This window comes from Nonomuraea cavernae, from assembly GCF_040655715.1.
GTDB lineage: Bacteria > Actinomycetota > Actinomycetes > Streptosporangiales > Streptosporangiaceae > Nonomuraea > Nonomuraea cavernae_A.
The window spans coordinates 125,813-152,463 of record NZ_JBFAKL010000007.1; the positions used below are offsets into that span (position 1 = coordinate 125,813).

23 protein-coding genes are annotated in these 26,651 nt (G+C 70.8%); 9 read left to right on the plus strand and 14 right to left on the minus strand.

Annotation, left to right across the window (positions count from 1 at the left end):
• Positions 1–19: 19 nt before the first annotated feature.
• From AB0I38_RS12655 to gltB, 4 genes are all read right to left on the minus strand, one after another.
• Positions 20–370, minus strand: coding sequence for a DUF2784 domain-containing protein (locus tag AB0I38_RS12655; protein ID WP_358466203.1), 351 nt, complete (start codon positions 368–370; stop codon positions 20–22).
• Positions 367–2,040 carry a S8 family peptidase gene (locus AB0I38_RS12660; RefSeq protein ID WP_358466205.1) on the minus strand — a complete coding sequence of 558 codons (1,674 nt, stop codon included), beginning with the start codon at positions 2,038–2,040 and terminating at the stop codon, positions 367–369. Before AB0I38_RS12660 ends, AB0I38_RS12655 begins: the two co-directional genes overlap by 4 nt.
• Before the next feature lie 316 nt (positions 2,041–2,356).
• Complete coding sequence (locus tag AB0I38_RS12665) at positions 2,357–3,835, minus strand: glutamate synthase subunit beta (protein ID WP_358466208.1); 1,479 nt, start codon at positions 3,833–3,835, stop codon at positions 2,357–2,359.
• Between the two features lie 114 nt (positions 3,836–3,949).
• Complete coding sequence (gltB, locus tag AB0I38_RS12670; protein ID WP_358466210.1) at positions 3,950–8,458, minus strand: glutamate synthase large subunit; 4,509 nt, start codon at positions 8,456–8,458, stop codon at positions 3,950–3,952.
• A 225-nt stretch (positions 8,459–8,683) separates the two neighbouring features.
• Here gltB and AB0I38_RS12675 point away from each other — a divergent pair, with 225 nt between their 5' ends.
• A complete protein-coding gene (locus tag AB0I38_RS12675; RefSeq protein ID WP_358466212.1) occupies positions 8,684–10,246 on the plus strand; it encodes a bis-aminopropyl spermidine synthase family protein in 1,563 nt (520 codons plus the stop codon).
• Here AB0I38_RS12675 and AB0I38_RS12680 read toward each other — a convergent pair.
• From AB0I38_RS12680 to AB0I38_RS12715, 8 genes are all read right to left on the minus strand, one after another.
• On the minus strand, positions 10,223–10,822 hold the full coding sequence (locus tag AB0I38_RS12680; RefSeq protein ID WP_358466214.1) for a hypothetical protein: 600 nt from the start codon (positions 10,820–10,822) through the stop codon (positions 10,223–10,225). The two genes, AB0I38_RS12675 and AB0I38_RS12680, sit on opposite strands and share 24 nt — an antisense overlap.
• The gene (locus AB0I38_RS12685) at positions 10,819–11,661 is read right to left on the minus strand and encodes a hypothetical protein (protein WP_358466216.1); all 843 of its coding nucleotides are present in this window, start codon (positions 11,659–11,661) and stop codon (positions 10,819–10,821) included. Before AB0I38_RS12685 ends, AB0I38_RS12680 begins: the two co-directional genes overlap by 4 nt.
• Entirely contained in the window at positions 11,658–12,362 is a 705-nt protein-coding gene (locus AB0I38_RS12690) for a VIT1/CCC1 transporter family protein (protein WP_358466218.1), read from the minus strand. The genes AB0I38_RS12685 and AB0I38_RS12690 overlap by 4 nt, the downstream gene beginning before the upstream one ends.
• Positions 12,359–13,456, minus strand: a complete 1,098-nt coding sequence (gene lgt, locus AB0I38_RS12695; RefSeq protein WP_358466220.1) for a prolipoprotein diacylglyceryl transferase — start codon at positions 13,454–13,456, stop codon at positions 12,359–12,361. The genes AB0I38_RS12690 and lgt overlap by 4 nt, the downstream gene beginning before the upstream one ends.
• A gap of 26 nt (positions 13,457–13,482) precedes the next feature.
• On the minus strand, positions 13,483–14,235 hold the full coding sequence (locus tag AB0I38_RS12700) for a DsbA family protein (RefSeq protein WP_358466222.1): 753 nt from the start codon (positions 14,233–14,235) through the stop codon (positions 13,483–13,485).
• Positions 14,235–14,765 carry a MauE/DoxX family redox-associated membrane protein gene (locus AB0I38_RS12705; RefSeq protein ID WP_358466224.1) on the minus strand — a complete coding sequence of 177 codons (531 nt, stop codon included), beginning with the start codon at positions 14,763–14,765 and terminating at the stop codon, positions 14,235–14,237. Before AB0I38_RS12705 ends, AB0I38_RS12700 begins: the two co-directional genes overlap by 1 nt.
• A gap of 988 nt (positions 14,766–15,753) precedes the next feature.
• The gene (locus AB0I38_RS12710) at positions 15,754–16,680 is read right to left on the minus strand and encodes a maleylpyruvate isomerase family mycothiol-dependent enzyme (protein ID WP_358466226.1); all 927 of its coding nucleotides are present in this window, start codon (positions 16,678–16,680) and stop codon (positions 15,754–15,756) included.
• The gene (locus AB0I38_RS12715) at positions 16,680–17,237 is read right to left on the minus strand and encodes a sigma-70 family RNA polymerase sigma factor (protein WP_358466228.1); all 558 of its coding nucleotides are present in this window, start codon (positions 17,235–17,237) and stop codon (positions 16,680–16,682) included. The genes AB0I38_RS12710 and AB0I38_RS12715 overlap by 1 nt, the downstream gene beginning before the upstream one ends.
• A 150-nt stretch (positions 17,238–17,387) precedes the next feature.
• On the opposite strand from AB0I38_RS12715, the gene AB0I38_RS12720 reads away from it, so the two are divergent.
• Positions 17,388–17,813, plus strand: coding sequence for an OsmC family protein (locus AB0I38_RS12720; RefSeq protein WP_189126533.1), 426 nt, complete (start codon positions 17,388–17,390; stop codon positions 17,811–17,813).
• Between the two features lie 33 nt (positions 17,814–17,846).
• Positions 17,847–19,970 (plus strand): glycogen debranching protein GlgX, encoded by a 2,124-nt coding sequence (gene glgX, locus AB0I38_RS12725; protein WP_358466231.1) that lies wholly within the window; start codon positions 17,847–17,849, stop codon positions 19,968–19,970.
• A 104-nt stretch (positions 19,971–20,074) separates the two neighbouring features.
• On the opposite strand, the gene AB0I38_RS12730 is transcribed toward glgX, so the two are convergent.
• Positions 20,075–20,479, minus strand: a complete 405-nt coding sequence (locus AB0I38_RS12730; protein WP_358466233.1) for a hypothetical protein — start codon at positions 20,477–20,479, stop codon at positions 20,075–20,077.
• Between the two features lie 146 nt (positions 20,480–20,625).
• On the opposite strand from AB0I38_RS12730, the gene AB0I38_RS12735 reads away from it, so the two are divergent.
• The 3 genes from AB0I38_RS12735 to AB0I38_RS12745 all read left to right on the plus strand — a co-directional run bounded on the left by AB0I38_RS12735 (position 20,626) and on the right by AB0I38_RS12745 (position 22,991).
• Positions 20,626–21,351 carry a pyrimidine reductase family protein gene (locus AB0I38_RS12735; RefSeq protein ID WP_358466235.1) on the plus strand — a complete coding sequence of 242 codons (726 nt, stop codon included), beginning with the start codon at positions 20,626–20,628 and terminating at the stop codon, positions 21,349–21,351.
• The gene (locus AB0I38_RS12740) at positions 21,344–22,567 is read left to right on the plus strand and encodes an ATP-dependent DNA ligase (protein WP_358466237.1); all 1,224 of its coding nucleotides are present in this window, start codon (positions 21,344–21,346) and stop codon (positions 22,565–22,567) included. The genes AB0I38_RS12735 and AB0I38_RS12740 overlap by 8 nt, the downstream gene beginning before the upstream one ends.
• Positions 22,568–22,640: 73 nt before the next feature.
• The gene (locus AB0I38_RS12745) at positions 22,641–22,991 is read left to right on the plus strand and encodes a hypothetical protein (protein ID WP_358466239.1); all 351 of its coding nucleotides are present in this window, start codon (positions 22,641–22,643) and stop codon (positions 22,989–22,991) included.
• Positions 22,992–23,182: 191 nt separating this feature from the next.
• Here AB0I38_RS12745 and AB0I38_RS12750 read toward each other — a convergent pair whose 3' ends face one another.
• Entirely contained in the window at positions 23,183–24,532 is a 1,350-nt protein-coding gene (locus AB0I38_RS12750) for an ankyrin repeat domain-containing protein (RefSeq protein ID WP_358466241.1), read from the minus strand.
• A gap of 147 nt (positions 24,533–24,679) precedes the next feature.
• Here AB0I38_RS12750 and AB0I38_RS12755 point away from each other — a divergent pair, with 147 nt between their 5' ends.
• The 3 genes from AB0I38_RS12755 (at position 24,680) to AB0I38_RS12765 (ending at position 26,610) form a co-directional block, all read left to right on the plus strand.
• Complete coding sequence (locus AB0I38_RS12755) at positions 24,680–25,342, plus strand: DUF1707 SHOCT-like domain-containing protein (RefSeq protein WP_358466243.1); 663 nt, start codon at positions 24,680–24,682, stop codon at positions 25,340–25,342.
• Between the two features lie 66 nt (positions 25,343–25,408).
• Positions 25,409–25,921, plus strand: coding sequence for a SigE family RNA polymerase sigma factor (locus AB0I38_RS12760; RefSeq protein WP_358466245.1), 513 nt, complete (start codon positions 25,409–25,411; stop codon positions 25,919–25,921).
• The gene (locus AB0I38_RS12765; RefSeq protein WP_358466247.1) at positions 25,918–26,610 is read left to right on the plus strand and encodes a hypothetical protein; all 693 of its coding nucleotides are present in this window, start codon (positions 25,918–25,920) and stop codon (positions 26,608–26,610) included. The genes AB0I38_RS12760 and AB0I38_RS12765 overlap by 4 nt, the downstream gene beginning before the upstream one ends.
• The last annotated feature ends 41 nt before the right edge of the window (positions 26,611–26,651 follow it).

A 26,651-nucleotide genomic window follows, 5' to 3' on the forward strand; every position in this document is an offset into this window, starting at 1 on the left:
GGTACAGACCACTTGGCAGTCACTGACGCCGCAGAACGTAGCCTACATAGGAGAACAGCACGACAACGGCGACGGCCAGCCGGGCGACATTCGTGTACGCCTCCGGGTAGACGACGCCCTCGATGTAGTGGTCGATGAAGCCGGTGCGCTGCAGCCCTTCCAGCCCGGCCCCGCGGCGGGCCCAGTCCTCGACGTACGTGAGGGGGCAGTCGACGCCGGTGACGACCGAGATCAGTCCCCACCCGACGACCGCCAGGTGGGCCCAGATCGTACGCCGCCAGCGCCAGGCGACGAACCCGCCGAGTGCCAGGTAGGCGAGGAACACGAAGTGCACCAGCATCGCGGCGTCCGCGATGAGGCGATACATCATGGTTTGACGGTAGCCGCCTGCCAGGCGTCGACGATGCCCCTGCCGTAAAATCCGTTCTTGGACGCGCCGCCTTCGCAGGTGTGGGTGTCGACCTCTCCGTAGACCTCGTAGGCGTAGGCCCGAGGCGACGGGCACGCCTTCCGCTTGGCCGTCTGGTAGAGGAGCTTCTCGACGGTGGCGGGGGCGAGGGTGACGCCGCCCGTGCCGGGTTCGCCGAAGCGGCTGATCAGGATGGCGGCGACGCCGGTGGCGTGCGGGGCGGCCATGGAGGTGCCGTCGAGATACTGGTAGTAGGAACAGCTGCCACCGGTGCAGTCGCGGACGACGTCGGCGGTCTTCGGCTTGCCGGAACGGTCGATCTTGCCGCTGGCGCGGAGCACGGCCTCGGGCGCGGCGGCCAGGATCGACCGGGTGGGCGAGCCGCCCTTGCCGTCGAGCACGTCGCCGCCGGGCGCGGCCAGGTCGGCCTGCTCGACGCCGTAGTCGCTGTAGATGGCCTTGCGCCCGGAGGGGCCGACGGCGGTGATGGAGATGACGCCCTTGGTCTCGGCGGGCACGTTGAGGCAGGAGTTGTCGATTTTGCGGATCCGCTCCGAGCCGCGCGGGTAGCCGGGGCTGTCCTTGTCGACGGCGGGCTTGCCGAGGTCGGTGGAGCCGTTGCCGAGCGCGGAGACGAGCGTCACGCCCTTGCCGCGGGCGTAGTCGACGGCCCGCTGCATGCCGGTGATGATGGCCCGCTGTTCGAGGCGTTCCTTCTCGCTGTCGGACTTGTTGTCGGCGCAGTTGAACAGCCAGGGGTCGACGTAGTAGCTCATGTTCACCACGTCGACGCCGATGTCGGCGGCGTAGGCGAGCGCGTCGAGGCTGGGCTTGAGGAAGAAGAAGCCGGAGTCCTGCCCGGCCCGGATGTTGACCAGTTGCACGCCGGGGGCGACGCCGGCGATGCCGATGTGGTTGAGCGGCGAGGCGATCGTGCTGGCCACATGCGTGCCGTGGCCGTCGTCGTCCTGGTCGACCGGGTCCTTGCAGGTGCTGACCTCGCAGGCGCCGTCGAGGGAGTCGCCGTTCTCGTCCTTCGGTTTGTCGGTGACGAAGTTGCGGCTGAGCTCGCGGTTGAAGTTGGGGGCTATGTCGGGGTGCTTGCCGTCGATGCCGGTGTCGATGACGCCGACGAGCACTTTCCTGCTGCCGGGGATCTTGGTGTTCGCCCGGTCGGCGCCGATCATCTTCATGTCCCACTGGCGGGGGGCGAGCGGTTCGCCGGACGGGTTCGCCCGCGTGAACGACGACTCGTCGGGGAAGGTCCCGGCGACGGGGCGACTGGCGGCGAAGCCGATGCGCCGGTCGGGCGAGACGCCGACGATGGCCTGGTCGGAGCCGAGGGCGTGCACGAAGGCGTCTCCGTCGCCCCGGGCCATGACGTAGCCGAGCCTGGTGTCGCCGCCGGTGGTCTCACCACCGGCGCGCTTGATGGTCACGACCGCGTCGTTCTGCCGGCCGGCGGCGTAGAAGACGAGGTACTCGCCGGCGCGCGAGCCGGTCGGCGCCTTGCTCGGCGAGCTCGTCTCGGGGGTGGCGGGCGGGTCGGCCGAGAGCCTGCCGAGCGATCCGCAGGCGGCCAGGGAGGCCGCGGTGGCCACCGCCGCCAGGCAGGAGGCGACTCGCCGCATTCTTCCCCCATTCTTCGCGTATCAGCAGAAATGCATCTTCCCCGCGCCCATCGGGTGATGCAATCGAGAGGCAGACTTACTTTGCAATTTACGGCATAGCTGACAGTTTCCTGACATCGAGGTAGATCATTAGGGCTGCCGTAAAGATCGGGCGAGGCTCCGTCCAGCAGGCGTTTACCCGTGCGGACCCGCGCACGTCGTGACGGCACTTCTTGGCGGCGAAGTAGTCGAGAACGTGCGCGGCGAGATGTCCACGGATTGCGGTAACGACGAACGCCCGCCCGGAAGGAGCCGGGCGGGCGTTCGTGGTGGCTCGTCAGACGAGCGGTCGCGCGGTCGGCGGGATCGGGTACGGCAGGGCCGTCTCGCCGATCAGGTAGCGGTCGACGCCGGAGGCGGCGGCCCGACCCTCGGCGATGGCCCAGACGATCAGCGACTGGCCGCGGCCCATGTCACCGGCCGTGAAGACCCCCTCGACCTTCGACATGTACGTCTTGTCGCGCGAGACGTTGCCCCGGGCGTCGTAGAAGCCGTCACCGGCCACCCCCGCCAGGTCCTCCAGCAGGGGACCCTTCTCGGGGCCGAGGAAGCCCATGGAGAGCGTCACCAGCTCAGCCGGGATCTCCCGTTCGGTGCCGGGGACGGGCTTGAAGCCGTTCTGCGGGCCCTCGACGTCGACCAGCCGCAGCGCGCGGACGTTGCCGGACTCGTCGCCGACGAACTCCACGGTCGAGACCGCGTACACCCTCCGGCCGCCGGCGTCCTCCAGTTCCTCGTGCGCGCTCTCCGTCTTGAACAGGATGGGGAACGTCGGCCACGGCTGGCTACCGGGCCGGGAGGCGGGCGGCTGGGGCATGATCTCCAGCTGGGTCACCGACGCGGCGCCCTGCCGGATGGCCGTGCCGATGCAGTCGGCTCCGGTGTCGCCGCCGCCGATCACGACCACGTGCTTGCCCTTGGCCGAGATCGGCGACTCGCGCAGGTCGCCCTCCTGCACCTTGTTGGACAGCGGGAGGTATTCCATCGCCTGGTGGACGCCGCCCAGCTCGCGTCCGGGCACCGGCAGGTCGCGCCATCGGGTGGCGCCGCCGGCCAGCACCACGGCGTCGAACCGCTCGCGCAGCTCGGCGGCCGTGACGTCGACGCCGGCGTTGACACCGGTGCGGAACTCGGTGCCCTCGGCCCGCATCTGGGCGAGCCGGCGGTCGATGTGCCGCTTCTCCATCTTGAACTCGGGGATGCCGTAGCGCAGCAGGCCGCCGATCCGGTCGGCGCGCTCGAACACCACCACGTCGTGACCGGCCCGGGTGAGCTGCTGCGCGGCGGCGAGCCCGGCGGGCCCGGAGCCGACGACGGCGACCCGCTTGCCGGTCTTGCGGGAGGGCGGTCGCGGCCCGACCCAGCCCTCGGCGAACGCGCGGTCGATGATCTCCACCTCGACCCGCTTGATCGCGACCGGGTCGGAGTTGATGCCCAGCACGCACGCCGCCTCGCACGGAGCCGGGCAGAGCCTGCCGGTGAACTCCGGGAAGTTGTTCGTGGCGTGCAGCCGTTCGATCGCCTCGCGCCAGTCGGTGCGGTGGACGAGGTCGTTCCACTCAGGGATGAGGTTGCCCAGCGGGCAGCCGTTGTGGCAGAAGGGGATGCCGCAGTCCATGCAGCGGGCCGCCTGCTTGGTCAGCTTGTCCGGCGAGAAGTCCTGGTAGACCTCACGCCAGTCGCCGATCCGGACGTCGACGGGGCGGCGTGCGGGCAGCTCCCGGTCGTGCGTGAGAAAACCCTTGGGGTCAGCCATCGGATACGCCTCCCTTGTCGCTGAAGAAGCCTTCGCGAGAAAAGCCTTTGCGAGAAATACCTGTCGTCGCCGCCGGGGCGGGCCGCCCGTCAAGGCGCGGCCACTCGCGGCGGGTCATGACTGGACCGCGGCCGCCATGACGGCCTCGTCGATGTCGCGGCCTTCGAGGCGGGCCGCCTCGGCCGCCCGCAGCACGCGCTGGTAGTCGGTCGGCATGATCTTGCCGAACCGGACGAGCGCGGCGTGCCAGTCGGCGAGGAGCTCCTTGGCCACCGGCGAGCCGGTCTCGGCGAAGTGCTTCTCGACCGTCTCGCGCAGGAACTCGCCGTCCTCCTCGGTGAGCTCCTGAATGGCGACCATCTCGCGGTTGACGCGTTCGGGCCTGAGGTCGAGCAGGTAGGCGATGCCGCCGGACATGCCCGCCGCGAAGTTGCGGCCGGTCGAGCCGAGCACGACGGTCTTGCCGCCGGTCATGTACTCGCAGCCGTGGTCGCCGACGCCCTCGACGACGGCCGTGGCGCCGGAGTTGCGCACGCAGAACCGCTCGCCGACGACGCCGCGGATGAACACCTCTCCGGACGTCGCACCGTAGAGGGTGACGTTCCCGGCGATGATCTGGCCGTCCAGCGGGGCCTCCTCGTGCGGGCGGACCGTGATGCGCCCACCCGACAGGCCCTTGCCCAGGTAGTCGTTCGCGTCGCCGGTGAGCCGCAGCGTGATGCCGCGCGGGATGAACGCCCCGAACGAGTTGCCGGCCGAGCCGGTGAACCCGATGTCGATCGTGTTGTCCGGCAGGCCCGCGCCGCCGTAGCGCTTGGTGACCTGGTGACCGAGCATGGTGCCGACCGTGCGGTTCACGTTGCGGATGGGCAGCTCCAGCGTGACCGGCGTGCCCTGGTTGAGGGCGCCCTCGGCCAGCTGGATCAGCGTGTTGTCGAGCGCGTGCCGCAGGCCGTGGTCCTGCTCGGCGGTGCGGCGCAGCGGCGTGCCCGCCGGCAGCTCCGGCTGGTGCAGGATCGGCGACAGGTCGAGACCGCCGGCCTTCCAGTGGTGCTCGGCGGCCGACACGTCGAGCAGTTCGACGTGCCCGATCGCCTCGTCGAGCGAGCGGAAGCCCAGCTCGGCCAGGTATTCGCGGATCTCCTCGGCGATGAACTCGAAGAAGTTGACCACGAACTCGGGCTTGCCGGTGAACCGCTTGCGCAGCTCGGGGTTCTGCGTGGCGACGCCCACCGGGCAGGTGTCGAGGTGGCAGACGCGCATCATCACGCAGCCCGACACGACCAGCGGGGCGGTGGCGAAGCCGTACTCCTCGGCGCCGAGCAGCGCCGCGATGACCACGTCGCGGCCGGTCTTGAGCTGGCCGTCGACCTGCACCACGATGCGGTCGCGCAGCCCGTTGAGCAGCAGCGTCTGCTGCGTCTCGGCCAGGCCGAGCTCCCACGGCGCGCCCGCGTGCTTGAGCGAGGTGAGCGGCGAGGCGCCGGTGCCGCCGTCGTGCCCGGAGATGAGCACCACGTCGGCGTGCGCCTTGGACACGCCCGCCGCGACCGTGCCGACGCCGACCTCGGCCACGAGCTTGACGTGCACGCGCGAGTCGGGGTTGGCGTTCTTCAGGTCGTGGATGAGCTGTGCCAGGTCCTCGATCGAGTAGATGTCGTGGTGCGGCGGCGGCGAGATGAGGCCGACGCCGGGCGTGGAGTGCCGGGTCTTGGCGATCCATGGGTAGACCTTGTGGCCGGGCAGCTGGCCGCCCTCGCCGGGCTTGGCGCCCTGGGCCATCTTGATCTGCAGGTCGGCGGCGTTGACCAGGTATTCGCTGGTGACGCCGAAGCGGCCGGAGGCCACCTGCTTGATGGCGCTGCGCCGGTTCTCGTCGTGCAGGCGCTCGGGGTCCTCGCCGCCCTCGCCGGTGTTGGACTTGCCGCCGAGCCGGTTCATCGCGATGGCGAGCGTCTCGTGCGCCTCCATCGAGATCGAGCCGTACGACATCGCGCCGGTGGAGAACCGCTTGACGATCTCGGAGACCGGCTCGACCTCCTCGATCGGGACCGGCGTCCTGTCCTGCTTGAACCTGAACAGCCCGCGCAGCGTCATGAGCCGCTCGGCCTGCGAGTCCACCTGCTCGGTGTACTCCTTGAAGATCTCGTATCGGCGGGTCCTGGTGGCGTGCTGCAGCTTGAAGACGGTCTCGGGGTTGAACAGGTGCGGCTCGCCCTCGCGCCGCCACTGGTACTCGCCGCCGACCTGGAGCTTGCGGTGCGCGTTGGCCGCCCGCGGGTAGGCGTGGCGGTGCCGTTCGGCGCTCTCACGGGCCAGGACGTCGAAGCCGACGCCGCCGAGCCGGGAGGTGGTGCCGGTGAAGCAGGAGTCGATGACCTCCTGGCTCAGGCCCAGCGCCTCGAAGATCTGCGCGCCGGTGTAGGAGGCCACGGTCGAGACGCCCATCTTCGACATGACCTTGATGACGCCCTTGCCGTACGCCTTGATCAGGTTGCGTACGGCCTTGCGCTTGTCGACCTGCAGGGCGCCGGTGTCGACCAGGTCCTCGACGGTTTCGATCGCGAGGTAGGGGTTGACCGCGCCCGCGCCGTAGCCGATGAGCAGCGCCATGTGGTGGCACTCGCGCGCCTCGCCGGTCTCGATGACGAGCCCGATCTTGGTGCGTGTCTTCTCCTGGATCAGGTGGTGGTGCACGGCGCCCGTGAGCAGCAGCGACGGGATGGGGGCGAGCGCGGCGGAGGAGCCGCGGTCGGACAGCACGATGATCCGCGCGCCGTCTGCGATCGCCTGGGACACCTCGGCGCGGATCTCCTCCAGGCGGTGCAGCATCGCCTCGCCGCCAGCCGACACCTGGTAGAGGCCGGAGATCACATGCGGGTGGAATCCGGGCAGGTCGTGCTCGTCGTTGATGTGGATGATCTTCGCGAGCTCGTCGTTGTCGATCACCGGGTACGGCAGGACGAGCTGGCGGCAGGACGTGGGCCCCGGGTCGAGCAGGTTGCCCTCGGGCCCGAGCACGCTGGCCAGCGAGGTCACCAGCTCCTCGCGGATGGCGTCCAGGGGCGGGTTCGTGACCTGCGCGAACAGCTGCGTGAAGTAGTCGAACAGCAGTCTCGGCTTCTCGCTCAGCACGGCGACGGGCGTGTCGGTGCCCATCGAGCCGATCGGCTCGATGCCGGTCCTGGCCATCGGCGACAGGATGACGCGCAGCTCCTCCTCGGTGTAGCCGAAGGTCTGCTGGCGCTTGATGAGCGCCTCGTGCGTGGGCGCCTCGTGCTGCCGCGCGGGCAGCTCCTCGAAGCGCACCAGCCCGGCGTGCAGCCAGTCCTCGTACGGCTGCGCGGCGGCGAGCTCGGCCTTGATCTCGTCGTCCTCGATGATCTTGCCGCGGGCGGTGTCGATGAGGAACATCCGGCCGGGCTGCAGGCGGCCCTTGCGGACCACCTCGCCGGGCTGGAAGTCGAGCACGCCGGCCTCGGAGGCCAGCACGACGAGGCCGTCGGCGGTCACCCAGAAGCGGCCGGGACGCAGGCCGTTGCGGTCGAGCACGGCGCCGGCCAGGGTGCCGTCGGTGAACGTGATCGAGGCGGGGCCGTCCCAGGCCTCCATCATCGAGGAGTGGAACTCGTAGAAGGCCCGCCGGGCGGGATCCATCTCGGTGTGGTTCTCCCACGCCTCGGGGATCATCATGAGCACGGCGTGCGGCAGGCTCCGGCCGCCGATGTGGAGCAGTTCCAGGACCTCGTCGAAGGAGGCGGTGTCGCTCGCATCTGGGTCACAGATGGGGAAAAGTCGTGACAAATCGCCCGGGATGTGGGCCGACGACAGCATCGCCTCACGAGCCCGCATCCAGTTGCGGTTGCCCTTGACCGTGTTGATCTCGCCGTTGTGCGCGATGTACCGGTAGGGGTGGGCCAGCGGCCAGCTCGGGAACGTGTTGGTCGAGAAGCGCGAGTGGACCAGCGCGATCGCGGTCTCGTAGCGCTCGTCGGACAGGTCGGCGAAGAACGGCTCGACCTGCTCGGGCGTGAGCATCCCCTTGTAGACGATGGTCCGGGAGCTCAGCGAGGGGAAGTAGACGTCCACCTCGTGCTCGGCCCGCTTGCGCAGGCAGAACGCCAGCCGGTCGAGCTCCAGCCCCGACTCGTCGCCGGGCCCGGCCACGAACAGCTGCGTGAAGTGCGGCATGACGGCCCGGGCGCTCGGTCCGGGCAGGGCCCGGTCGACCGGCACCTCGCGCCAGCCCAGCACCCGCAGCCCCTCTTCGGCGGCGATCTCCTCGATCATCTCGACGCCGATGCGGCGCGCCACGTCGTCGATCGGCAGGAAGGCCATGCCCGCGGCATAGCGTCCGGCCTCCGGCAACGGGAAGTCCACGCTCGTACGCAGCAGCGTGTCGGGGATCTGGGTGAGGATCCCGGCTCCGTCTCCGGTGTCCGGCTCGCTACCCTTGGCCCCCCGGTGATCAAGGTTGAGCAGCGCCGTCAGGGCCTTCGCCACGATCCCGTGCCCTCGGCGGCCCGCGACGTCGGCGACCATGGCCACACCGCAGGCATCATGCTCGTTGGCGGGGTGGTAGAGGCCCTGAGGCTCGGGGAACCCGAGGTGGGCAGCAGGCATTGAATCCCTCCCGTCGTCTTCGTCTGTTTTGAACTGCTCTACAGGCGGGGACGACGTTGGCCCTGCTGCGCGTTGTGGGTAGAGGTTACATCACCCTGCCGGAATGGTGCCCACCACGTCCACATTGCGAACCTTGCCGCCATCCCGACATTCGGCACCATATGTCCCAAACGCCGAGATGTCTGGCCGGAATTCCCCGAACGTCCTCCCGATAGGGTTGGCCCCATGGAGCGTGGGGGCGTCGAACAGCTGCTCGGTGAGGCCGGAGCGGACAGCAGGCGGCTCAGGCACGCGCTGACGCTCCTCTGCGACGGCCAGTGGTGGGCCCTGGCCGACCTGGTGCGCGAGACGGCGACGTCGAGGCGGACGATCGAGGAGCTGCTGCGCGAGGTGGAGCTGGAGCGCTCCGGCGACCGGTTCCGGGTGCCGCTCCCCCACACCCCCGGCTACCAGCACCTGCTGGCCATGGCCCCGCCTCCCGAGGACCCGGTGGCCCACCTCGTCCCCCACTATCGCCACGTGCTGGAACGCCTGGAGGACCTGGTCGCCAAGGCCCCGCGCGGCCGCCACGTCCTCGACCACGTCGCGGCGACGCCCGAGACGGTGCTGCGCCGGGCCCTGCTGCTCGGCGCCCGGTTCTGGCTGCCGGGCTCGCGGCTGCTGTGCGTCGGCGACCACGACCTGACCTCCCTGGCCGTCAAGCTGGTCCATCCCGAGACCGACGTCACCGTGGTCGACATCGACGAGCGCATCCTGGCCTACCTCGACGAGCAGGATCTGGGCGTCCGCACCCGCTGGGCCGACCTGCGGCTGGGCCTGCCGCCGTCGGCGACCGGCCACGACCTGGCGATCACCGATCCGCCGTACACACCGGAGGGGGTGGGGCTGTTCGTGGCCCGCGCGCTCGAAGGCCTCAAGCCGGGCGGGCGCGTCGCACTGGCCTACGGCGCCAGCGAGCGCACGCCCGCGCTGGCACTGAAGGTGCAGAGCTCGCTGGCGGACCTCAACCTCGTCTATGAAGCCATCTATCCCGACTTCAACCGCTATTTCGGGGCCGAGGCGATCGGCTCAGCCGCCGACCTCTACCTCCTGTGCCCCACCGGCAAGACCAGGCCCGCCGTCACAGCCCGCCTCGACCGCCTCTCCACCGCCATCTACACCCAGGGGCCCCAGTCGGTCGAGGCGGCCCCCGCCGCTCTCCCGTCGGCGGCCGGCGACGCCGAGTTGCTGGTCGGCGACTGGCCCAAGGAGCTGCCCCAACCGCGGACGAGGCTCTCGACGTGGCTGGCCAAGCCGCACGCGACCGCGCCGGCCCGCGTGGCCATCGCCGTCCCTCCCGGCCTGGAGGCCGCCCTCCCGCGTCTCCTGCTCGCCACCCGCGCCGCTCACGTGCGTGTGCTGGTGACGGACCCGCCGCCACTGCCCGACGTGCTTTCCGCCGTCTACACGTGCACGCCCGCCGACGGCGGCCTCGACGCCGTACGCCGCCCGCAGCCCACCGGCGACGCCGACCTGGTGCTGCGCCGCATCCTCGACAACGGCCACGGCAAGCTGGCCAACACCTGGCGCGAGGGCCTCATCGCGGTGGCCCGCGCCCAGGGCGGCTCGCTCACCAAGAACGAAGCCCGCGCGCTGATCGGCCAAGTGGCCCCCTGGTGCGAGGCGCTCACCCCGCTGGAGGCGCCGCAGCACCGCCTGGCCGGCCTGCGCGCGCAGGTCGCCACCACGGTCGCCGCCCTGTCGGGCACGACCTCACGCCCCGCGTCAGCCCGCGGCCAGCACCCGTGACTGCACCACGTGGCCCAGGCGGTCGAGGGCGATGAGGTTGGTGACCAGCTCGGTGGCGGCCTTCGGCCCGGCGGCCCCGGCCCAGCTGACCGTGACGTAGTGGCCCAGCGCGCGCACCGCCGCCCGGCTGTGGCGCGGGTCGAAGGACACGGCCTGCCGGACGAAGCCGTCCTTGGTGAGCCCGGCCACCAGGGCGTCGGCCGAGCGCCCGTCGGGCAGGTTGAAGATGACGAACTGCCCGGCTCCCGAAGGGCCCGTGTAGGTGGCCCGCAACGCCTGCGTGCAGCCGGCCGCGTCGGCCCCCCACAGCACCTCGTCGCAGTCGTCGAACTGCTCGGCCGAGACACGGCTGAGCGGCCCCAGCGCCCGGGTGGCGGGTGTGAAGACCTCGTCCAGGGTCAGCGGCGTGGTGTCCGCCTGGCGTGAGTCGATGACCGCGTAGAGAGCCGACGTGGGTTCCGCCCGGAAGACCGCCGGCCGGGGCTGGTCGCGCCCGAGGAGTAGCCAGGCGCCTGCGGCCAGCACAGCGAGCACGGCGGTGCCGGCCAGCGCGATGGCGAGGCGGCGGCGCATCACGCCCCCGGCCCCGTGATCGCGACGACCCGCCGGTAGATCGCCTTCTCCGCGCCCCGCAGGGTCAGCGCGAGCGACACGTAGTCGTCCTTGGCCGTGGGCTCCGCGCCGTCGGCCCGGCCGATCCAGACCAGCCCGACGTAGTGGCCCAGCGCGTAGCCGGCGCCCTCGGTGTGGGCGCCCTGCGGAAAGGACGCCTGGTCGCTGGCGAGCAGGCGGGCCCAGCCGCCCCGGTAGCCGGTCTTCAGTGCCTCGACCAGCGCGTTGGCGGCCTGGCCGTCGCGCAGGTTGAGCAGGGTGTACTGGGCGACGTAGCGGCCGTCGGAGCTGCTGTAGACGCCGCGCGCCGCCTGGCTGCACTCGGCCTCGGCCACCGCGTCGAGCAGTTGCTGACCCCAGAGGGCGGCGGCGCAGTCGGTGTCGAGCTTGCGCGCGACGAGCTTGAGCGTGAGCTTCTTCTCGCCGGCGAGCGTCTTGTGGCCGAACACCTCCTTCTGGGTCAGCGCCTTGGGGTCCTTGGCCCGGTCGGTGACCGGCTGGAACAGCTTGGGCGACGGCCAGCCGTGGTAGACCTCGGGGATCACCAGGTCGGTGCCGAACATGGCCGCGCTGGCCCGCCGCTCGGGCGCGTAGTCACCGAGCGTGGCGACGAACGCGACGAACCCGAACGCCAGGGCGAGGACGCCCACGACGGAGGTGATGACGACCAGGAGTTTCTGCCGCTCGGGCGGCACGCCCCAGTCGGTGAGCAGCGGCAGCTGCCAGTCGGAGCGCGGGGTGCGGCGCCGCTTGCGAGTGGCCTGTCTGGGGCCGGTGCGCGGGGCCTGTCTCGGTCCGCTCACAGCCCCGACACTCCGATCAGGCTGCCGAGCCCGTAGGTGAGCGCGGCCGCGAGCGCCCCGACGAAGAGCTGGCGCAGGCCGGTATACCACCAGGAGCGCGCGGTCACCGCCGACACCAGCGCGCCCGCGCCGAACAGCGCCACGCAGGAGAGGATCGCCGACAGCCACAGGCTCGTGACGCCGAACAGGTAGGGCAGCAGCGGCAGCACCGCCCCCGCGGAGAACGACAGGAACGACGAGACGGCGGCCAGCCGCGGCGACGGCAGGTCGTGCGGGTCGACGCCCAGCTCGTTGCGGGTGTGGATCGCCAGGGCCTGCTCTGGATCGCGCGAGATCTGGTCGGCCACCTGCCCCGCGAGCTCCGGCTGGACGCCCTTGGCGACGAAGTCCTGGGCCAGTTCGTCCCGCTCGTCCTCGGGGTTGCGTTGGAGCTCGCGCCGCTCGACGGCGATCTCGGCCAGGGCGAGCTCGCGCTGGCTGGCCACCGAGACGAACTCGCCGCCGGCCATCGAGAAGGCGCCCGCCGCCAGCCCGGCGATGCCCGCCAGGAAGATGATCTTGGTGTTGGCGGTGCCGCCCGCGACGCCGGCGATGAGCGCGAAGTTGGACACCAGGCCGTCCATCGCCCCGAACACCGCCGGCCGCAGCCAGCCGCCGGTCACGTCGCGGTGCTGGTGGTGCCTCTCCGCGCGCTGACTCATCGCGCGTTCTTCTCCTCCGCCACGGCCTCTCGCGCGCTCGCACCGGTGTCCCCGTCGGCGTCGCCGTCGCCGTCGGCGGGAACGGCGGACGCCTTGGTGTCTCCGGGACCGTCGGACGAAGAGCCGCCCGAGTCGCCGGCCGCATCGGCCTGATCCGCCTGACCAGCCCGGTCCGCGGCGTCGGCCTGATCCGCCTGGTCGGCCTGATCCGCCTGGTGGGCGGGATCGGCGGAGTCGGCCTGGTGGTCTGAGCCGTCGCCGCCCGGCGTGACGACGATCTCCTCGGTGTCCTTGCGGCGGGTGACCCAGATGTAGATCAGCGCGCCGACGAACAGCACGATCGAGGTCCACTGGTTGATCCGCAGCCCCAGGAAGTGCACCGCGTGGTCGACCCCGCCCACCGGGTCGATCCGCAGCCCCTCGATCCAGAACCGGCCGAACGTGTAGCCGGCGACGTAGACGGCGAACAGCCGCCCGTGGTGCAGCGCGAACCGCCTGCCCACGAGGATCAGCGCGAAGCCGAGCGCCAGGTTCCAGATCGACTCGTACAGGAAGGTCGGGTGGTAGAGCACGCCGGGCTCGCCACCGTGGTCGAGGTCGATCTCCAGACCCCACGGCAGCGTGGTCGGCGAACCGTACAGCTCCTGGTTGAACCAGTTGCCCCAGCGCCCGATCGCCTGGGCGAACGCGATGCCCGGCGCGACGGTGTCGGCCACGGCGCCGAGGGATAGTCCGCGGCGGCGGCAGGCCAGCCATACGCCCACGCCGCCGAGCGCGATCGCGCCCCAGATGCCCAGCCCGCCCTCCCAGATGAACAGCGCCTGGTAGGGCTCCTTGATCGCGCGAGGGCCGAAGTAGGTCTGCCAGTCGGTGATGACGTGGTAGAGGCGGCCGCCGACGAGGCCGAAGATCACCGCGGGCACGGCGATGTCGATGATCGTGCCCGCCTGGCCGCCGCGGGCACGCCAGCGGCGCTCGCTCAGCCAGACGGCGACGACGACTCCGAGGACGATGCACAGGGCATAGGCCCGGATCGGAACGAATCCGAGATACCAGACCCCCTCGGAAGGGCTGGGAATCGAGGCAAGGGGCATGTCAGGTGAGGGTAGCGGACGCTGGGCTACTTGGACGCCCCCGTGACCTGATCGCGCAGTTGCTGTGGCGCGAAGGCGACGGAGTTGTCCAGTGGCCGGCCGTCGAGCTTGACGGTCGGTGTGCCCTCGATCTTCTGCTCCTTGGCGATCTTGTCACTGTAGGCGGCCTGGGCCTGAGCGTACTTCTGGCTGGTGACGCAACTCTCGAAGTCGGGCGAGGTCACCCCCGCGTCCTTGCCCCACGCGATCAGATCGTCGATCTTGAAGCCCTGAACGGCCTCATTGGGCTGGTTGTCGAACAGGAGGGTGTGGTAGGCCGACCACTGCTTGCCGTCGCTGACGCAGCGGGCCGCGGCGCCCGCGCGGATCGAGTTGCCCCGCGTCGGGTCCTGGCTGAAGATCGTGATGGGGTGGTAGACCACCTTGGCCTTGCCCTCGGCCGCGAGGTTCTTGAAGGTCGGCCCGCTCACCTCCTCCAGCTGCTTGCAGGCGGGACACTGGAAGTCCTCGTAGATGTCGATGACCGGCTTCGTGACACCCTGCCTGGCCATCACCACGGCACCGTCGGACTGGACGGTGATCGGCGCCAGCGCGCCGCCCGCCTCCTCCGACTGTGACCGGGTGGCGGCGTACAGCCAGCCGGCCCCGACCGCGGCCAGCGCGACCACACCCACCGTCACGTACGTCGTGAGGCGTTTGCGCTGCTCCCGCTTACGATCGGCGGCCTGCTGCTCCCTGATCTTGTCACGCGCCGACTTCTGGCGGTCGCCCTTGCCCATCAGGCAGTCTCCTCTTCAAGGTCGAGTACGCGTTCCCCGCCCGCCAGGCCGAGAGGCGAGTCGAGCGCGAAGCGTCCAGGCGGGAACCACACGGTCCAGGCACCCAGCAGCACCAGGCCGAAGTCGCGGACGATGTCGAGCAGGTAGCTCGGCTCCTGTCCGGCCGCGAGCTCTCCTCCGCCACCGAAGCAGCCACAGTCGATCCGCAGGCCATTGGCCCACGCCCAGGCGATGCCGAAGACGAACGCCAGCATGAGCAGCGCGGCGATCACTCCGGCCACCCGGGTCAGCAGGCCGACGACCAGCAGAACACCGACCACGACCTCCAGGATCGGCAGGCCGTAGCCCACCGTCGTGGCGATCGAGTCGGGCAGCAGCCGGTATGCCTTGACCGCCACGACGGAGTCGGACGGGTTGCCGATCTTTAGCCAGCCGGCCGCTATCAGCACCACGCCCAGAACGAGCCGGGCGGCGGTCGTCACCCAGGGTATCGCTGCTCGCACGTTGTGCGACGGTTGCGACGCGGTCACGGGCCTTCTCCTTGTCTCTGCGCCGAGATGCGCACAGTACCCGGAGCCATCCGATCACGCTGCGGATAAGCATGGGCTAAGACGTATTTCGCCCCTGTCCACCGTACCGGGTGGGCACATGTCCGGAAACCGCCGGTCGCCCCGCCTACCAGTGATGGAACCGGCTGCCCTGGGGCAGCCGCGAGCGCCCACCCGTTCGGCGAATCGCGCCGCGCGCACTTGCCATGAGCCGTCGGTGCCGCGGAGGCGGGTGGGCGTTCCGGCCGACCGCGATTGCCCGGGGTCCGGTGATCCTGGCCTCCGGCCTTGGTCGGGCGCTGGGGTACCTGGCACGGTCTCAAGTCGGCCGGAACGCCCCCCCGCCTCCGCTCCAGGGTGTCCGCCCGCCCCACCTGATCGCCGTAGTCCGGGTTGAGGTCCCGTCGCCCTGGACACCCGCCGATGCTGAAGCATCCGTACCGGTTCCTCGTGGCTCATCGCCGTAGCTGAAGCCGTCACTTTCCGGCACAGCGCGGGTTGATCACCGCATTTTCCCAACACCTGCAGAGTCCCGCACTCTTCCAAGGGCAGATCCCTCTCCCGCACGTACGAACCACGACTGCGGCGACCGGCCCGCACTGTGCCGGCAAGTGACGGCTTCAGCTACGGCGAGCAGCGCCAAAGGGCGGAAACAGGCGCTTCAGCATCGGCGAGCAGGAAGGCGACGAAGCCTTGCCCGTTCTGCGGTGGGCAGGCAGGACGGCGGGGGCAGTGAAGCGGAGGCGGGTGGGCGTTCCGGCCGACTTAAGACCGTGCCAGGTACCCCCGCGCCCGAAACAAGGCCGAAGGCGAACATCACCAGACCCCAGGCAATCGCGGTCGGCCGGAACGCCCACCCGCCTCCGCGGCCACCCACAGAACAGACCCGCCGTAGAGGGCCCCCCAACGCCCACCCGCTGCGGCCAACTCGCGGACCGCCCGTCCGCGCGGCACCAAAGGCCGGGAACGGTCATGGCCCAGAGAGGGCTGGAGCGCTGGAGAGGACGTCGCGGGCCAGAGACAGATCACCGGACAGGTCGGCGGCGAAGGAGGAGGGATCGCCGCGACCACCCAGCAGGAAGCAGAACGACACCACGTCAGCCGTGATACGCGCGTCAGCCCGCCGCCAGCCGTCACCCTCCCGCCAGGCGTCGAACTCCAGGACACCGGAACCCTCCCCGCCGAGCGGAACATGCCATTCGCCCCCTCCATCCCCGGTGAGCGTGAGAAGGACCGTACGGCCGGAGCCGTCGAGGCCCGACAGCAGCATGGTCCAGGGGAGCAGGCGCGCGCACAGGTCGGCCGTCGGATGGATGTGCTCGGGCACGGGATGCGGCAGCCGGACCCGGGCCGTCCGGGCCGCGTCGTCGGTGTGCACCCAGGTCTCCAGGCACCGCGCCAGCACGTGATCCCGCACTGCGGCCGACATCCCGTCAAGGGTCGCGGGCGTGTCGGGGGAGAGACCGGCCAGGTGGCGGCAGAGGGCGTCGGCCTGGGCGCGCCAGTCACGCCTGGTCTGCTCGGGACTGCGGGCCCGTTCGTACGCCTGCACGTCAGAAGTGCGCCCGACGGCGGAGGTGGCGCCGAGGGGCGGGCCGAGGACGGGGGCGCCGATCGAGGCCGCGAGCAGCCCGTCCTTGGCGGCGAGATGGGCGACGAGCTCCTGCAGGGTCCAGCCTTCGACGATGACGCGCGACCAGTCGTCGTCGACGGCCGAGGCGAGCAGCGCGTCCATGGCGGCCACCCGGCCGGCGAAGGGCTCGGCCCAGGCGGCGGTGGGCGTCGCGGGCCTGCGCCGGGCCCTGGCGCCGGCCAGCAACTGCGGGCGCAGCGAGCGTTCGGGCACCGCGGGGTCCTCCATCAGTGCGTCCAGGTAGAGACGCTCGACGGGCTCCATCACACCTCTTCCTCTGCCAGCGCGTCGGCCAGGCGCCGCAGCGCCAGCCTGATCCGCGATTTGACCGTGCCCTCGGGCACGCCCAGCTCCTCACCGACCTGCCGGTAGGTCCGGCCGCCGTAGTAGGCCAGCTCGATCGCCTCTCGCAGGCTGTCGGGCAGCTCCGTCACCGCCTGCCGTACCCGTTCGGCCTCGTCGGCGGCGAGCACGGTGTCCTCCAGCCGGGGAGGTGCGGGCTCGAAGAGCCGGGGACCCAGCGTGGTCACGCGGCGGCGCTCCTCGGCGCGCACGTGGTCGACCGCGCGGCGGTGCGCGATCGTGGCCAGCCACGCCCGCAGCGTGCCACGGTCGGGGTCGTAGGCCAGCGGACGTTCCCAGAAGACCAGGAACACCTCCTGCGTGATGTCCTCGGCGATCACCCGGTCCCTGGTGACGCGCAGCGAGAGACCGAAGATCAACGAGGAGAGCCGATCGTAGACCTCCCCGAGCGCGGCCTCGTCGCCGCCGACCACCCGCTGGTGCAGCAGGCGGTCGTCGTACGGTGCCTCCACTGGCACCACACTCCCGTAGATCCGGACCAAGGCGGCGGGTGCGCCGCGACCCGAGCATGACATTATTCGCCGGAAAAGTTGAGCCGGATGACTCGGCCGCTGGACTTTGTCAGCCTCACGGTAATGTCGAAGATTCACGACAGAGGAGGATTCGCCATGGCCACCATCCGCACCGCCACCACGCAATGGAAGGGTGCCCTGCTCGACGGCTCGGGCACGGTGTCACTCGACACGTCCGGAGTCGGCACCTTCGAGGTCTCGTGGGCGTCCAGAGCAGAGGCGGCCAACGGCAAGACGTCGCCGGAGGAGCTCATCGCCGCCGCCCACTCCTCCTGCTTCTCGATGGCGCTCTCGCACGGGCTGGCCGGTGCCGGCACTCCGCCCGAGTCGCTGCGCACCAGCGCCGACGTGACCTTCCAGCCGGGTGAGGGCATCACCGGCATCGTCCTGTCCGTGCAGGGCCAGGTGCCCGGCATCACGGCCGAGCAGTTCCAGCAGGCGGCCGAGACGGCCAAGGCCAACTGCCCGGTGAGCAAGGCGCTCGCGGGGACGACGATCACTCTCAACGCCCAACTGCTATAGCAAGACCGCGATCGCGTGCGACAATCGGGTCACATGCGCGAAGTTTGGCCAGGCGAGCCCTACCCACTCGGCGCCACCTGGGATGGCGTGGGCACCTGTTTCTCGCTGTTCTCCGAGGTCGCCGAGCGGGTCGAGCTGTGCCTGTTCCACGATGACGGCTCCGAGGAGCGCGTCGAACTGCCCGAGGTCGACGGGTTCGTCTGGCATGGCTACCTGCCGGGCGTCATGCCGGGGCAGCGCTACGGCTACCGCGTCCACGGCCCCTACGACCCTTCGCGGGGTCACCGGTGCAATCCGGCCAAGCTGCTGCTCGACCCCTACGCCAAGGCCATCGACGGCGACCTGACCTGGAACGAGGCGCTGTTCTCCTACCATTTCACCGACCCGTCGAGGCTGAGCAGGGCCGACAGCGCCGAATACATGCCGAAGAACGTGGTGATCAATCCGTTCTTCGAGTGGGGCAACGACCGGCTGCCGCGCAAGCCTTACCACGAGACCGTGATCTACGAGGCGCACGTGCGCGGGCTCACCATGCGCCACCCGGCCGTGCCCGAGGCGCTGCGCGGCACCTACGCGGGCGTGGGGCACCCGGCGATCATCGATCACCTGCTGTCGATCGGGGTGACGGCCGTCGAGCTGATGCCGGTGCACCATTTCATGCCCGAGCACTTCCTGGTGGCGCGCGGCCTCAACAACTACTGGGGCTACAACACCATGGCCTACCTGGCCCCGCACGGCGCCTATTCCAGCTCGGGCACGCGGGGCGAGCAGGTGCTGGAGTTCAAGGCCATGGTGCGGGCGCTGCACGAGGCGGGCATCGAGGTCATTCTCGACGTGGTCTACAACCACACCGCCGAGGGCGACCACATGGGGCCGACGCTGGGCTTCAGGGGCATCGACAACGCCGCCTACTACCGGCTGCACGACGATGATCGGCGCTACTACCTCGACTACACGGGCTGCGGCAACTCCTTCAACGTACGCTCGCCGCACGCGCTGCAGCTGATCATGGACTCCCTGCGCTACTGGGTGCTGGAGATGCACATCGACGGGTTCCGGTTCGACCTGGCGGCGGCGCTGGCCAGGGAGCTGCACGACGTCGACCGGCTGAGCACGTTCTTCGACCTCATCCAGCAGGACCCGGTGATCTCGCAGGTCAAGCTGATCGCCGAGCCGTGGGACGTGGGCCCCGGCGGTTACCAGGTCGGGAACTTCCCTCCCCTGTGGACGGAATGGAACGGCAAATACCGCGATATCGTGCGAGATTTCTGGCGGGGGACGCATTCCGCCCTGCCCGAGTTCGCCTCTCGGCTGACCGGCTCGGCCGACCTCTACGCCACCTCTGGCCGCCGCCCGGTCGCCTCCATCAACTTCGTCACCTGCCACGACGGCTTCACCCTCACCGACCTGGTCTCGTACGACCGCAAGCACAACCTGGCCAACGGCGAGGACAACCGCGACGGCACCGACGACAACCGGTCCTGGAACTCCGGCGCAGAGGGCCCCGTCGAGGACCCCGAGATCGTCCGGCTCCGCCACCGCCAGCGCCGCAACCTGCTGACCACGCTCTTCCTGTCGCAGGGCGTCCCGATGCTGTCCCACGGCGACGAGCTCGGCCGCACCCAGCGGGGCAACAACAACGCCTACTGCCAGGACAACGAGATCGCCTGGATCGACTGGTCACACCTGCACACCGAGTCCGACCTGCTGGAGTTCGTCCGGGGGCTGTCCAAGTTGCGCCGCGAGCACCCGGTCTTCCAGCGGCGCCGCTTCTTCCACGGCCGCCATCCCGACGACGGCCGGCGCGACTTGGTCTGGCTCACCCCCGGCGGCTCGGAGATGACGGCAGGAGACTGGCACATCGGCTACGCCAAGTCGCTCATGGTCTATCTCAACGGCCGGGCCATCACCGAGCCGGGGCCGAGGGGCGAGCGCATCGTGGACGACTCGTTCCTGCTGCTGATCAACGCTCACCACGAGGACATGACGTTCACGCTGCCGGGCGAGGAGTTCGGGCCGGGCTGGGTGCCGGTGCTCGACACCAACGACGAGTCGGCCCGCGACGACGCCTTCCCCGACGAGCAGTGGCCTCCGGGCGCCCTGGTCGCCGTCACCTCCCGGTCGATCCAGGTGCTGCGCCAGCCGCTGTCGCCCTGAACCCGCGCACGCCCGTGCTAGGTCCCGCCTGACCCGGTCCACGTTTCGTGCCGGGTCCTGCCTGACCGGTTCACGTTCGTGCCGGGTCACGTGCCTGACGCCGCTCACGGCCCGCGCATCACGCTCGCGGTGAGCAGCACCAGCACGAACGTGGCCACCCCGGCCACGCCGTGCAGCCCGACGGCGAGAAGGGGGAAGCGCCGTTCGGCGCCCCGGGCGTGCCGGCCCGCCCCGAGCCACCGCGTGAACAGCACGAACCCCAGCAGCGCCGCCACGGCCAGCACCGCGAACGCGACCCAGGCCAGCACCCGGTCGCCGGTCATCAGGTGGCCGATCCAGCAGCCGAGCGCCGCCACCGCCAGCACCGGATGGGAGAAGAGCAGCGTCACCGGGAAACGGGTGACCTTGGCGGCCTGCCGCCGCGGCCCGCCGCCCGCCAGCCACAGGTAGAGCGGGTAGACCCCCACCAGTGCGGTGAAGGCCCACGTCACAGCCGTGATCAGCCCCACCCGGACCTCCCTGGAGTCCCTGAACGCCTGTCGGCCACGTTATGTACATCACGCCACGTATGCCATTCGATACGCCAAAGTGCTATCCCTGTGGTCAAAGCCACCTGTGCGGGCTGTCTGTCGGAGGTGTGTGCCAAGGTAGAGAGGTGCGGCGCATCTATCCCGACATACAGGACGATCCTGACCTCGCGCAGGCCTATGCCTACCCGGTCGATCGGCCGTGGCTGCGCACCAACATGGTCGCCAGCGCCGACGGCGCCGCGTGGCTGAAGGGCCTGTCGGGCGGCCTGTCGAGCCGTGGCGACCGGCGCGTCTTCGGAGTCCTGCGCGGGCTGGCCGACGTGGTGCTCGCGGGCGCCACCACCGTCCGCACCGAGGGCTACGGCCCCGCCAAGCCCCGCGACTCCTGGCAGGCGCTGCGCGAGGGCAGGCCGCCCGCCCCGCCCATCGCGGTGCTCAGCCGCGGCCTCGGTCTCGACTTCGGCAGTCCCCTGTTCACCGAGGCGGCCGCCCGCACCATCGTCATCACCTGCGAGGCTGTGCCCGCCGAACGCCGCAGGCAGGCCGCCCAGGTGGCCGACGTGATCGTGGCGGGCGACGTCCGCGTCGATCTGCCACGGGCCCTGGCCGAGCTGCACGCGCGCGGCCTGACCAGGGTGCTGTGCGAGGGCGGGCCCCGGGTCAACGCCCAGCTCGCGGCGGCCGGGCTGATCGACGAGCTCTGCCTGACGGTCAGCCCGCTGCTGGTGGGGGGCGACGCCGCGCGCATCGTCAACGGCGAGACGGCCCAGGTCAGGCTCGACCTTCGCCAGGTGCTCGAAGAGGAAGGCGTCCTCTTCTGCCGCTACACCAGGGAGTTGAGTCATGACTGAGCCCGAACCCACCCGTGAGCCCGCCGCCGAGGCCGTTCCCGAGGTCGCCCCTGAGGCTGCCTCTGAGACCGCCTCCAAGGTCACCTCTGCGGCCGTCGCCGAGCCGGAGCCGGTGCCCAACCTGCCGGTACGACCGCCCGTGCCGCCGATGCTGGCCAAGCCGGTCAAGGCGATGCCCAAGCAGGACGGCACGCTGTTCTACGAGCCGAAGTGGGATGGCTTCCGCTGCATCGTGTTCCGCGACGGCGACGAGGTCTACCTGGGCAGCCGCAAGGAGCGGCCGTTCACGCGCTACTTCCCCGAGCTGGTCGAGGCGGTCAGGGCCGAGCTGCCCGACCGGGTGGTGGTCGACGGCGAGATCGTGCTGCCGCGCGGCTCCCACCTCGACTTCGAGGCGTTGCAGCAGCGCATCCACCCGGCGCTCTCGCGGGTCACCATGCTGGCCGAGCGGACCCCGGCCTCGTTCGTGGCCTTCGACCTGCTGGCGCTCGGCTCGGAGTCGCTCATGGAGGCGCCGTTCGCCGAGCGCCGCGCGCGCCTGGAGGGCATCTTCGGCCGGGCCGGCGGGTCCGTGCGGCTGACCCCGGTCACCACCAACGACGAGCAGGCGGCCGAGTGGTTCGAGATGTTCGAGGGCGCGGGCCTCGACGGCATCATCGTCAAGCCGGGCGACCAGCCCTATGTCCCCGACAAGCGGACGATGTTCAAGGTCAAGCACGAGCGCACCGCCGACGTGGTGATCGCCGGCTACCGCGAGCACAAGACCGGGCCGATCGTGGGCTCGATCCTGCTCGGCCTCTACGGCGACGACGGCAGGCTCCACCATGTGGGCGTGGCCGCCTCGTTCCCGATGGCCCGCCGGGCCGAGCTGGTTGAGGAGCTCAAGCCGTACATCGCCGACCTGGGAGAGCACCCGTGGGGCCACTGGGCCGAGCAGGCGCAGGCCACCATCGGGCAGCCGGCGTCCGGTCCCGCGACCGGCGGTCAGCGGGTGCCCGGCGCGATCTCGCGGTGGAACGCCAAGAAGGACCTGTCGTTCATCCCGCTCCGGCCGGAGCTGGTGATCGAGGTGGCCTACGACCAGATGGAGGGCGACCGGTTCCGCCACACCGCCCAGTGGCGGCGCCGGCGGCCCGACCGCACCCCCGAGTCGTGCACGTACGAGCAGCTGGAGCGGCCGATTTCGTACAACCTCGACGACATCCTGGCCCGCTGAGCCTCTTCGCCGAGGCGTCTCCGTTCCGGACGAGGCTTTGCACTGAGCCGGTTATCGCGCTATATCTCGACATATGAGCACCGGTGATGAGCTACGCGCCGCCGTGTCCGCGCGCCGCGACCTCGGCCCCGACTTCGAGGACGCGGTCGTCGAGTCCTTCCTCGACAAGATGGGCAAGGAGATCGACCGGCGGGTGGACGAGCGCGTCGCCGCCACCACAGGCAAGGGCAAGGGCAAGAAGGCGGCCAAGCAGGGCGGGCCTGGCCACGGCCAGCGGCTGGCTCTGGCGATCGTCTCGCTGAGCCTTGGCACGCTGGTCACCCTCGCCCTCACCGCCACCCAGGGGGACCCGTGGGTGATCCCGGCCATCTGGTTCGCCATCGTCCTGGTCAACGTGGTCTTCACCACCGTCGGACGCGACTGACGGCGCGGGCTGCTCCGGCAGGCGGCCGAGCATGCCGCCGCCGTGCACGCAGACGACCGTGCACGCAGACGACCGTGCACGCAGACGACCGTGCACGCAGACGACCGTGCACGCAGACGACCGTGCACGCAGACGGCCGAGCATGCCGCGATCGAGCACGGCCTTGCCCGCGGCGAGACCGGCCGGGTCGGTCAGAGCTTGGCCGAGGCCGCCGTCACCAGCTCGCGGGCGTAGTCGTCGTCGCTGTCGGCCAGCACCCGCTTGACCCCGTGGGCCGCTCGGGCGTCGCCCCGCTCCGCCAGCCCGCGCGTGGCCTCGGCGACCGTGCGCAGATCGGCGTCGTCGAGGCGGGCGGCCAGAGCCTCGCGGATCTCCGGCGTGTCGGCGGCGACCGAGGCCAGACCGGACGTGGCCCAGTCGCGCACCTCGTCGTCGGTGTCCTCGGTCATGGAGATCAGCAGGGCCAGGCCCTCGGCGTGGTCGGGCGGCAGCACGTCGGCCAGCGCGATCGCGTCGGTCATGGTGCGCTGGTGACCGGGCCGCTGGATGAGGTCCAGGACGTCCGGCAGCGCCCTCGGGTCGCCCTGGTGGCCGAGCGCCGCCAGCACCGAGCGGAGCACCTGCGGGTTGCCCTCGGTGGTCGCCATCTTCCGCAGCAGCGGCAGCGTCCGGTCGAGGTAGGGCTTGTCGTCCTCGGTCACCCCGAACTGGGCGATCGCGTCGACCCCGAACTCACGCTCCCTGGCGTCCTCGCTCACGCAGAGCCGGGCCAGCGCCTCGTAGGTCTCGTCGTCGGCCCGCTTGCCCAGCGTGTCGGCCACGATCCACCAGGTCTCGGCGTCCTCGTCGGTGTCGCGGTGCGCCAGGGCCCGCGCGACCAGCTGGTCGAAGGGGGTCCAGGTGCCCGTGGCGTCCTCCAGCAGGGTGGCGATGGCCGCGTGACCGCGCTGCGCCTGGACCTGCTCGGTCTCGGAGCCGTCGGCGGAGCGGCCCGCGACCGTGACCAGCTCGGTGCCGTCCTTGGCGAACTGCCGGCCGACGACGTACTCCCAGTCGTCCTGGGCGATCTGGTCGAGCAGCGCCGACTCCAGGTGCACGCCCACCCAGTCGATCGCGATGTCGAGCGCGGTGTCGCCGTCGCCGTCGTACTTCTCGGCCGAGGCGCCGTGCTCCAGCAGCAACCGGACCACGCCGAGCGCGCCGCGCCGGGCGGCGAGCGTCAAGGGGGTGTCGCCGTCGTCGTTGGCGTCGTCGATCCCGGCTCCCGCCTCGATCAGCACCCTGGCGGTGTCGGCGTGGCCGTTGGCCGCGGCCCAGAGCAGCGCGGTCCAGCCGCCGCTCTCGCGGGCGTTCACCTCGGCACCGGCGGCCAGCAGCGTGGTCGCGACCTCGGCCCGGTCCCAGGCGGCGGCGGCGCACAGTGGCAGGCCCTCGTCCTCGCCCTCGCTGGGCTGGTTGGGGTCGGTGCCGGCGGCGATGAGCTCGCTCACGGTCTGTGACTCGCCGTTCAACGCGGCCCGGTAGAGCTGTTCCTCATGCATGACTGGGACCCTAACCTGATCCGGCCGCTGGTCGGGCCAGGAACGGGCCGTGTCAGCCGCGCCGGAAGCATAGATGAATTGTCCGTATAGTGGCTATTCCGTGGTTGAGGAGAGCCATAGCGGCATCAAACGCGATATGTTGCGAGTATGACTGACGCTGGTGACGTTCGCGCCTCCGACGCCGAGCGCGAAGCCGTGGTCGAGCTGCTCCGCGTGGCCTCGGTGGACGGCCGACTCACCCTCGCCGAGCTTACCGACCGCACCGAGGCGGCCTACACCGCCACCACCCATGCCGAGCTGGCCCTGCTCACCCAGGACCTGCCCGAGGGAGCGGCGCCCGCGCCGCTCCAGCCGCGCGAGGGCAGGAAGCGCCGATGGTTCACCGCCATCATGGGCGACACCAAACGGCGCGGCACCTGGCGGATCGACCAGGAACTCGGCGCCGTCGCCGTGATGGGCGACGTGCTGCTCGACCTGCGCGAGGCCGAGGTGCGCACCGATACGGTGGAGATCCTGGCCGTCTCGGTCATGGGCGACATCAAGATCATCGTCCCGGATGGCGTCAACATCGACCTCGACGGCGTGGCGATCATGGGGGACAAGCGGGTCGACGTCGAGGAGGCCGCCCCGGGCACCCGTGCTCCTGTCGTGCGGGTGCACGCCTACGCGGTGATGGGCGACGTCAAGGTGCTCGGCGATTCCCGCGTCAAGCCGCTCCAGCGGCGCTGGGCGGCCTGGCGGGAGCACTGGCGTCAGCTCCACGGCGCGGACTGGGGCGACGAGCGCCGCTCGCTCGACCGCGGCCACTGATGCAACGGATGCCGGTCCCTCGCGCGTAGTCATCGGTGACTATCACCGAACAGTGAGGATCCCCCGATGCGGGACCGCTCCGAGGCCGATTTCGAGCGTTACGTCGAGCAGCGCTCGGCCCGCCTCGTCAGGACGGCCTACCTGCTGTGCCGCGACTGGGCCACGGCCGAGGACCTGGTGCAGACGGCCCTGGCCAGAGCCTGGCTCGTCTGGCGCCGGGTGGGCGACGACCCCGACCCGTACGTGTACCGCATCCTGACCAACACGCACGCCTCCTGGTGGCGGCGGCGCTGGCGGGGTGAGGTCCCCACACTGGAGCTCCCGGAGCGGGCGACGGGCGGCAACCCCTATGCCGACCTCGGCACCCGTGACGCGCTCAGGGCGGCCCTGGCCGCGTTGCCCGCCAAGCAGCGGGCCGTGGTCGTGCTGCGGTACTTCGAGGACCTGTCCGACGAGACCATCGCCGGGATCGTCGGCTGTTCGGTGCCGACCGTACGCAGCCAGGCCAGCCGCGCGCTGGCCAAGCTGCGGCTCAACCCCGCGGCGATCGCCGCGATGGAGACGGGGAGCCGGCTATGACCGAGCACGATCTGCGCGAACTGCTTGAACGCGACAGCCAGGACGGTCCCCACCGGGGCGTGACCGTCGCCGACGTCGGACGCAGGGTGCGGCGCATCCGCCGTCGGCGTGTCCAGGTCCTAGGCTCCCTCACCGCCGCCGCGGCCGCCGTCGTGATGGCGGCCTGGCTGCCTTCCGCCGGTACGGCGCCCGCGCCGGCCGGAGTGTGGACCGGCGAGCTGGCGCAGCCCACTCCCACGCGGACGATCTCCCTCGCCCCCCTCCACTCCAGCGCCTACGAACGCGGGGGCACGCGCGAGACGTTCAGCGCGGTCTGGGCGCCGGAGGTGCGGAAGGTCGGCTTCTGGATCACCTGCGAACCCGCCGCTCATGTGCTGATCTGGGTCAACGGCGAGCTGGTGGACAACGGGCCGTGCGAGGTGGGTCCGCGGCCCCCGGCACGGGTGGCGGGTGGCATCCCCGTCCGCGCCGGAGAGCGCAACGAGTTCGCCGTGGCCCTGATCCCCGAGACGGTGGCCGGGGCCACCGCGAAGGGCGCCGAATGGGCGGCCGAGGCGCTCTCCCGGACCGCCCCGTATCCCCTCCGGTGGCGGGTGGAGGTGGTCGACGACTCGGTCTGCCAGAGCCGGCACGTCGCCGTCGAAGCGGGCTCGGGGAAGATCATCCAGTTCGACTGCGAACTGGACTGACCCGCCTCTGGGGACCCGCCTCTGGGGAGCCACGCCCCAGA

What these genes read in the sequence shown, in the direction of transcription:
- AB0I38_RS12745 (WP_358466239.1), top strand. Translation starts at nt 22,641, where the DNA reads ATGAGCACCGGTGATGAGCTACGCGCCGCCGTGTCCGCGCGCCGCGAC.
- AB0I38_RS12700 (WP_358466222.1), bottom strand. Translation starts at nt 14,235, where the DNA reads ATGGGCAAGGGCGACCGCCAGAAGTCGGCGCGTGACAAGATCAGGGAG.
- AB0I38_RS12750 (WP_358466241.1), bottom strand. Translation starts at nt 24,532, where the DNA reads ATGCATGAGGAACAGCTCTACCGGGCCGCGTTGAACGGCGAGTCACAG.
- AB0I38_RS12740 (WP_358466237.1), top strand. Translation starts at nt 21,344, where the DNA reads ATGACTGAGCCCGAACCCACCCGTGAGCCCGCCGCCGAGGCCGTTCCC.
- glgX (WP_358466231.1), top strand. Translation starts at nt 17,847, where the DNA reads ATGCGCGAAGTTTGGCCAGGCGAGCCCTACCCACTCGGCGCCACCTGG.
- AB0I38_RS12655 (WP_358466203.1), bottom strand. Translation starts at nt 370, where the DNA reads ATGATGTATCGCCTCATCGCGGACGCCGCGATGCTGGTGCACTTCGTG.
- AB0I38_RS12760 (WP_358466245.1), top strand. Translation starts at nt 25,409, where the DNA reads ATGCGGGACCGCTCCGAGGCCGATTTCGAGCGTTACGTCGAGCAGCGC.
- AB0I38_RS12765 (WP_358466247.1), top strand. Translation starts at nt 25,918, where the DNA reads ATGACCGAGCACGATCTGCGCGAACTGCTTGAACGCGACAGCCAGGAC.
- AB0I38_RS12720 (WP_189126533.1), top strand. Translation starts at nt 17,388, where the DNA reads ATGGCCACCATCCGCACCGCCACCACGCAATGGAAGGGTGCCCTGCTC.
- gltB (WP_358466210.1), bottom strand. Translation starts at nt 8,458, where the DNA reads ATGCCTGCTGCCCACCTCGGGTTCCCCGAGCCTCAGGGCCTCTACCAC.
- AB0I38_RS12665 (WP_358466208.1), bottom strand. Translation starts at nt 3,835, where the DNA reads ATGGCTGACCCCAAGGGTTTTCTCACGCACGACCGGGAGCTGCCCGCA.
- lgt (WP_358466220.1), bottom strand. Translation starts at nt 13,456, where the DNA reads ATGCCCCTTGCCTCGATTCCCAGCCCTTCCGAGGGGGTCTGGTATCTC.
- AB0I38_RS12690 (WP_358466218.1), bottom strand. Translation starts at nt 12,362, where the DNA reads ATGAGTCAGCGCGCGGAGAGGCACCACCAGCACCGCGACGTGACCGGC.
- AB0I38_RS12710 (WP_358466226.1), bottom strand. Translation starts at nt 16,680, where the DNA reads ATGGAGCCCGTCGAGCGTCTCTACCTGGACGCACTGATGGAGGACCCC.
- AB0I38_RS12660 (WP_358466205.1), bottom strand. Translation starts at nt 2,040, where the DNA reads ATGCGGCGAGTCGCCTCCTGCCTGGCGGCGGTGGCCACCGCGGCCTCC.
- AB0I38_RS12755 (WP_358466243.1), top strand. Translation starts at nt 24,680, where the DNA reads ATGACTGACGCTGGTGACGTTCGCGCCTCCGACGCCGAGCGCGAAGCC.
- AB0I38_RS12675 (WP_358466212.1), top strand. Translation starts at nt 8,684, where the DNA reads ATGGAGCGTGGGGGCGTCGAACAGCTGCTCGGTGAGGCCGGAGCGGAC.